Below are 7,747 nucleotides of genomic sequence, written 5' to 3' on the forward strand. Positions count from 1 at the left end.
TGTTTTTCTTTGGACATTAACATGTCCTCCTTTCGTAAGTATCACGGTTATCCCGTAGCTTCATTTTAATACTTACGAAAGTGGCTCTCTATAGCGGATTTGATTTTTTTAACAGGTGGCTCCCCGCATCGGATTAAGTGGCTCTGCGCAGGAGATTGTGTGGCTCTAAATCAGCGGAATACTCAGTATGGGGATGTGCAGGAGATTGTGTGGCTCTAAATCAGCGGAATACTCAACTTGGCCGCCGTTACTTTTTATCATTATATTTTACTGTGTGTTAGAGCCTAAATAACACATCTATTTGGTGGTTTTGGTGAACTGGATTTAACCTGTCGCCATTGGGGTGGAGAACGCATACCCAAGTAAATAAATCTCGGTTTGGGGAAAACTTTGGGAGAGATTTTAGATTCACAAAAGGGCAACCTTTATAGTTTGGACGAAGGATAACGAGAATCTAGTATAGATGAAAAACATACCTGTTAGCAATTTATTTTGAGCGGAAATCAGATCATTTTGATTAATTTTGAAATCGGGACTTCTGCGCCCTTTTTAGTAATTGAAGAAGAAAAGTATTTTAAAACATGCTTTATGTTTTAAACATATAATTATATTGCAATAAAAGCTTTTATAATATATAATATAAATATAAAAACACGATATATGTATTAAAGAGGTGATGAAATGAAAATATTAAAGATAAAAGCAAATGGACTAAAATTATTTTCGGATAATTTAGATATAGACTTTACAACTTTGCAACGAGTTAGAAACGAAAAAAATGAGATGCTTCATCAAATATCTTCGAAAATCTATCAAAATAATGTTCTTGCATTTATAGGTGTGAATGCGTCTGGGAAAACTTCTACTTTAAAATTGATTTCATTTGTTATTCAAATGATTGATAATGAACCTATTAATAAGATAAAATGCAATGATATTTTGGAAGGGATTTCTGTAGATGATCGGGTTGATTTTGAAGTTTATTTTAGTATTAAATCTGATAAACTATATAAATTACATACAACAATCAAAAAAGATTATATTGATAACAAGGCAATTGAAAAATACACAATAGAAAATGAAAATATATGGATGAAACATATTAATACTATAATAACAAAAAAAAGCATTTTTGATTTTTCAGATATTGAACCTATGCTAGTAAGAAAAGGTGATGAAGAATATTTACCAAACGACATTAGTATCGTTATATCATTAAACAAGAAAAATAATACTAAAATATTTTTTAATGATTTAGTTGATTGGACGAATATAAATCTTATTAGAGTAATAGGTGATTTTCCTCAAGAATTAATAACTTTTTTAGATTCGAGCATCGAATATTTACGTTTTAATGTTGATGATCTGAATGATGCTCAAATAGATTTGAAGGAAATAAAATTAAAGTTCAAGGGAAAAAAAGAATTAATTTTATATTCACCACTCGAATTGGAAAAATATTTATCTTCAGGAACTATAAAGGGACTAAATGTATTCATGAGTGCAATTAGTTCATTACAAGAAGGTGGTTACTTGATTGTAGATGAATTAGAAAATCACTTTAATAAGGAAATTGTAGCAACACTTATTAGACTTTTTATGAATAAAAAAATAAATAAAAAAGGGGCAGTATTATTATTTTCGACTCACTATCCTGAATTGTTGGATGAATTTGAAAGAAATGACAATATTTATATTATAAAAAATGATCATGGTATCAATGTCCAAAATCTATCAAAACTATTGAAAAGAAGCGATCTTAAAAAAAGTGAGGTATACGAAAGTGGTTATTTAGAGGGGACAGTACCTTCATATGAATCTTATATGGCCTTTGAAAAAGTACTTTGTGATTTAAAGTTGAAGGAAGATGTATGATATTTGATGGTTATGTAGCATGCATATGTGAAGGTGCGGCTGAGCAAGCAATTATGGATTTGCTTTTAGAAAACAATAAATTATGCTTTAGTTCTGAAAATCTTCTTACAAGAAATATGATAAAGTGTCGCTCAGCAAGAACATTTGAAAAAACGTATTTGCAAAAGAGTTTTAATGATACTATTACGGTCTTAAGAATTTTAGATTCAAGAAGAGAGAGATTCACGCTGAGTCCATTATACAAAGATAAGGTATCGGTAATTAATATTATTACAGCACCAGAGATAGAAATGTTAATTATAATCAATGAAAACAAATATTTTCAATATAAAAAATCTAATATGAAACCAAGCGAATTTTGTAAAAGTGAGTTAAAACTTAAAGGTGTTAAAAGCTATAGCTTTGTATATTCATATTTTTCTGATATTAATAAATTAATTCATTGCATACACGAGTATAAACGTATATCAAAAATCATTAATAATGAATATACATTATATGATTTGTTAACTATTCCATAATATTGAACATATTGGATGATATTTATTCTTGAAGAAAGTGTAAATATTTTGTCGATTGCTTAAAATGAAAGTTGAGGTAATTAGATTATGGGAGGGAAAGAAGCTTCACGAGGATTTTTATATCAGGCTTTTGCATCGGTGTTAGAAGCATTAACAGCTCAAACAGCTTGGGATAAGATCTATATAGAATTTCCAACTTCAAAGGATAAAGTAGATATAGCGTTAGAAAAAGAAAAACAAATAATTAAAAGTATTCAAGTAAAATCAACGATCAATTCTTTTTCAAAATCAAATATTAAGGCTTGGCTCTTGGAGCTTATAGAAGATGTTTCTAGTACAAAATATGAATTATTTCTAATTGGACAATGTGATAAAGATACAATTACTTTTATAAATTCAGTTAAAAAGTATTATGACAAAGATATTGATGAAAAGGCAAAAAAATCGTTGGCTGGCTTTGATACAAATATTCTAGATGAAAACCAAATAGAAATTGTTAACATTCTATTTGAAATCAATCTTTTAGAAAAACTAGTAAGAGACTCTCTGCACAAATATATTTCATACCGAAATAAAAAGATGACTTATGATCAAATAAGTTTTATAAGCTCTGCTACTGTTAATGACCAGATGATTTCCTCAACGCAAGGTAAGGGGATTGACAGAAAAGTGTTTGATGACGAATTAGAAAAACGAATTCTTCTTTTGGCCGATGGGCATTCTATTCAAAGAACATCTATCGGAATAAAGAGCTTTAATCGAGGTGCAGAAAAATTGGAAAATGAGACAGAAAGTTGTTTATCATTACTTGACAAATTTGATGGCCGTAGATTGAAAAATAATCATAATTGGAACGAAGATATTTATCAAAATTTGGAAGAATTTTTGCTTAATAATACTAATAAGAAACATGCTTACCAAATATTTTTGGATACACATTCGTCTGTAGCCTTTGCAGCCGGAAGAGTTCTAGATAATAAATCAGGTATTGATATCTTTCCTGTACAAAAAACTACGACTAAAGGCACAATTTTATGGGATATTACAAGAGTTCCTGAAAGAAAATATTCTGATTGGCAATTTTCTCATGAAAAAACGAATATAAATCGAAACGATTCTGCAATAATCTTAAATGTGACTCGCAATATTTACGGTGATGTAGTGGATTATATTAAGGACATTAAACTACCAATAGGACGTGTTATCAATTGCACACTAAATAAAGTTGGGGCTACAAATATTTCGGTTGAAGATGGTACTCATGCAACTATTTTAGCAAATTCAATTTATTCCGCGCTCTCCGATAGAAACACTGCTGAACGATGCGCAATTTTACATATTTTTGCATCTGCGCCTAATGCATTTATGTTTTTCTTAGGTCAAAACTCTCTTGGCTTTGGTAAGTGTATATTGTATGAATATGATTTTGAACTAAGAGATTCTTGTTCATATTCACAATCAATAGATTTTACAAAATAAAGGAGGATTATTTATGTCCACAGTGCCTTCATACTTTAAGGATTTTTTGGCAAATATTCGGTTGTCTAACAATCAAGTAAATGATTTAAAAACTGGTCATTCTGTCTTAAGAAAAAGGCTAGAAAATGATGAAACTTTATCAAAAATAGTAACTAGTACTTTTTTACAAGGTAGTTATCGTCGTTCTACAGCTGTAAAGCCTAAAAATGGTAATAAATCTGACGTTGATGTAATTGTTGTAACAAAACTAGATGCTGATGAATATACTCCTGAAGAAGCAATAAATTTATTTATTCCATTTTTAGATAAATATTATGAAGACAAATATAGGATTCAAGGTAGATCGATAGGTATAAGCTTGAGTTATGTAGATTTAGATATAGTACCTACTTCTGCTCCTAGCGAAAGTGAAACAGGAATTCTTCGAGACGATGCTATTGTTTCCGATTACACAATCGAAGATTTTCAGCAAAGACTTCTCACAAAATCTATTTTGTTGGAAAGTAAATACAATCTATTTTGTAAATCAGATGCTCAATCTGAATGGAAATCTGAACCGCTTCTCATTCCAGATCGCGAAGCAGAAAAATGGGACAAGACACACCCTTTGGAACAAATATACTGGACAGTTGAGAAAAACAAAAATTGCAACACTCATTATGTAAATGTTGTTAAAGCAATAAAGTGGTGGCGTAAAACACAGTATCCAGAGACAAAGCATCCCAAGAGTTATCCGTTAGAACATTTTATTGGTAATTGTTGTCCAAATGGCATAAATAGTATTGCTGAAGGTGTCGTTTTAACATTAGAAAATATTGTTTCTAATTATCAAGAGAAACCTTTTTTAGGCGACAGAGGAGTTCCAGAACACGATGTTTTTGGTCGAATATCAGTCGATGAGTATTCCGATTTTTATGATACAGTTTGTTCTGCAGCCATAATAGCTCGTGAAGCTTTTGATTGTGACGATTTTTATGATAGCGTTTGTAAATGGAGGGAAATTTTCGGGAATGAATTCCCACCCGCACCAAAGTCATCAAATTCGGGTTCTTCAGGAGGTTTTACGAACCGGGTAGAAAAATCAACATCTATTCCTGAAGGAAGATTTGCTTAGATGGAAGAAAACTTAATCCTTAACAAATTAAACCAAGCTCGTAGGCCTCTAGACTCATTGTCGCAGGTTAAAATATTAACTGACTGGCAATTTGATGAAACTATGCAAGTATGGTACTTACGCATAAATATCTCAGTTGAATCAGAAATATCATATATTTTAAGAGATTCTCAATGGTATTTAGTTGTTAGTTCTGAATATCCAAAAGGAAAATTAAAAATGTATCCTGATATTGAGAATGGGATTAAAGTTACTTTAAATCATCAATCGAATAACTCAAAAATCGTGAAAAATGGTTTATGGCGATCGGGTGCGTTATGCCTTGAAAAAAATACTTTAAATAATTTTCAATCTGAACCACATGGTATTGATGATCGTTTGCTTTATCATGTAAAGCGTTCAGTATCTTGGCTTGAATTGGCTGCAAAAGGGCAATTGATTTCAGATAATGAGCCATTTGAATTACCTGAGTTTACTTTGAGAAATACATTAGATAAGCAATTTGCTTTTTCAGAAGATGTTGTTACATTTATGCAATGGGAAAGTACCGAATGTAAATATGGAATTGCTGAACTTGATGTTTATAAAAGCAACCCATTTACATATTACGTGAAAATATTTAAATCATTAGTTGGAACTAGTGTACACTATACAAAATGGGGAAAGCAGCTTGAAGCAGCACATTTAACTAATTTAATCAAAGCTCCATGGGTACTTTTGAATCAACCTCCTGTAATTAACGAGTGGCAAGCACCAGAAACATTCGGTGACTTAATAGATGCTTGTAATAACCAAAATGTTGATATTGTAGGTGTTTTGGAAAAAGTTGTTTCTAAAATTAGGGATGGAAAAAGGCATTTGTTTTTACTTGGCTTTCCGATTCCAAAATATTTTGGTGGAGAACCAGAAATTATTTTTTGGAATGCTTTATATTTACCGGTTGTTTCACAAGGTAAAAAAACAGCTAATGGATTTAGAAATAACAATTTAGGTTGGTGGCGACGTGATAAATGTGAAGTATTTAATAGAAGTAATAAAATAGATTGGATAGATTCTGAAAATTGGAATCAACAAGAAATATCGACGCGTGGAAAAATGAATGACCAGTTACTAAGAAAGAGAATATTACTTGTAGGTGGTGGTTGTATAGGAGCATCAATTGCAGAAATACTTGTTAGATCAGGTCTAAGCAACCTTACTATTATGGATAATGATCTATTATCAGTGGGCAATTTATCACGGCATACTTTAAATTTAAATGACATTGGAGGATTAAAAGAGGTGTCTTTATGTAAGTACCTTAATTCTTTAAATCCCCATGCGAATGTCGATGTAATAAAAAAATTACTTTCAAATGATAGTAATTTAAAAACAAATACAGATTTAGAAAAATATGATATAATTTTAGAATGCACCGGAGAAAATAATGTATTAGATATTTTTCAAAATATTAATTTTAAAAAGAAGCATATTTTCGTTTCTGTTTCAGTTGGTTTAGGTGCCAAAAGATTATATATGACATTAATGAACGGCAATTCATATGACTTCACTGGATTTTATGATTTGATTTTCCCTTATATAGAAAAAGAAAAAAAATTATTTAGCGATTTCAACCTTCCGAGAAATGGTATTGGTTGTTGGAATCCTACATTTCCAGGAAGAAGTGATGATGTTTGGTTGGCGGCTGCTACTTCTGTAAAAGCGATTGAAAACTATTTTACTTCAAAATCAAAAGAAAATTTATCACTTGTATATGAACAAAAGGACAACAGTGGTATTTTTGAAGGGTATCAGTTAGTTGAAAAAAGAGAAGATGGATAATATGTTTTTTCAAGATAATAATCAACGATTTTATGTAAAACTCGAAAAGTCAGTTTATGAAAAGATACTCCATTACTGTTTGATATCTTATCCTAAAGAGACAGGAGGGATTTTAATTGGAAACTACTCACAAAATCTTTCAACAGCAAATATAATGCAAACCTCAGAACCACCCCAAAAATCTATTCATAAAAGAAATTTTTTTAAAAGAAGTTCCAATGGATTAAAAAGTATTTTTGATGATGCATGGAAAAATGGTCAATATTATTTAGGTGAATGGCATTATCATCCTGATGCTTCAGCAAAGCCAAGTAGTTTAGATATTAACCAAATGATTGCTTTCTCAAAAGATGAAAATTTGAAATGTCCTGAACCAATATTAATGATTATTGGTGGTGTTGGTATTAGCAGGGAAATTTTTATAAGCGTTTTTACAGAGAATAGTTATATTGTTTTAAATCATATTGAGGTGGATTATATAGATAATTAAATAACAACTTTAGAAATGAACCGACAAACTTTTAATTTTGAATATAAAGTATTCTATGCCTATATTCTTGAATATCAATTGTCACCATGAACCGGTACGGGTCGCCTCCACCATTAATGAATTAAATACAACTAAATTAATAGCTAATTAGCGATAATTAGCTATTTTTTTTATTCAATTACTGTGAAGTGTAAAATAATTAGAGAATGTTGGAAATAAATATTATTCCATAGACGTGGGTTCAGTACAGGTGTTTAATGTATATTCCGATCGGCAAACTCCGTTTCACCGATGGTGCCAACCTGAACTGCGAACCAACCAGAAATCTGGGGTCAGGGGCGAATTCGATTATGCATTTAATTACAATCGGATGTTTATTGTAAAATAAAAATGTAGAAAGTTGCAAAGCAAAAATCCATAGTATTGCAAGTTGGAAAATGCACAATA

General features: G+C 30.6%; 6 protein-coding genes. All 6 read left to right on the forward strand.

The features are described 5' to 3' along the window. The first annotated feature begins 681 nt into the window (after window positions 1-681). The 6 genes from U2P91_RS17340 (at window position 682) to U2P91_RS17365 (ending at window position 7,300) form a co-directional block, all read left to right on the forward strand. Entirely contained in the window at window positions 682-1,875 is a 1,194-nt protein-coding gene (locus U2P91_RS17340; RefSeq protein ID WP_111889628.1) for an AAA family ATPase, read from the forward strand. Next, entirely contained in the window at window positions 1,872-2,396 is a 525-nt protein-coding gene (locus tag U2P91_RS17345; RefSeq protein ID WP_111889629.1) for a hypothetical protein, read from the forward strand. Before U2P91_RS17340 ends, U2P91_RS17345 begins: the two co-directional genes overlap by 4 nt. A gap of 87 nt (window positions 2,397-2,483) precedes the next feature. Beyond that, the gene (locus U2P91_RS17350; protein WP_111889630.1) at window positions 2,484-3,875 is read left to right on the forward strand and encodes an SAVED domain-containing protein; all 1,392 of its coding nucleotides are present in this window, start codon (window positions 2,484-2,486) and stop codon (window positions 3,873-3,875) included. 13 nt (window positions 3,876-3,888) lie between these two features. Further along, window positions 3,889-4,989: an SMODS domain-containing nucleotidyltransferase gene (locus tag U2P91_RS17355; protein ID WP_111889631.1), complete on the forward strand. Its 1,101-nt coding sequence runs from the start codon at window positions 3,889-3,891 to the stop codon at window positions 4,987-4,989. Further along, on the forward strand, window positions 4,990-6,810 hold the full coding sequence (locus U2P91_RS17360; protein WP_111889632.1) for a ThiF family adenylyltransferase: 1,821 nt from the start codon (window positions 4,990-4,992) through the stop codon (window positions 6,808-6,810). It begins immediately after the preceding gene. Next, complete coding sequence (locus U2P91_RS17365) at window positions 6,788-7,300, forward strand: Mov34/MPN/PAD-1 family protein (protein WP_322520079.1); 513 nt, start codon at window positions 6,788-6,790, stop codon at window positions 7,298-7,300. Before U2P91_RS17360 ends, U2P91_RS17365 begins: the two co-directional genes overlap by 23 nt. Window positions 7,301-7,747: the final 447 nt, after the last annotated feature.

The sequence above is a fragment of the Acetobacterium sp. K1/6 genome, assembly GCF_034438075.1.
Taxonomy (GTDB): domain Bacteria; phylum Bacillota; class Clostridia; order Eubacteriales; family Eubacteriaceae; genus Acetobacterium; species Acetobacterium carbinolicum.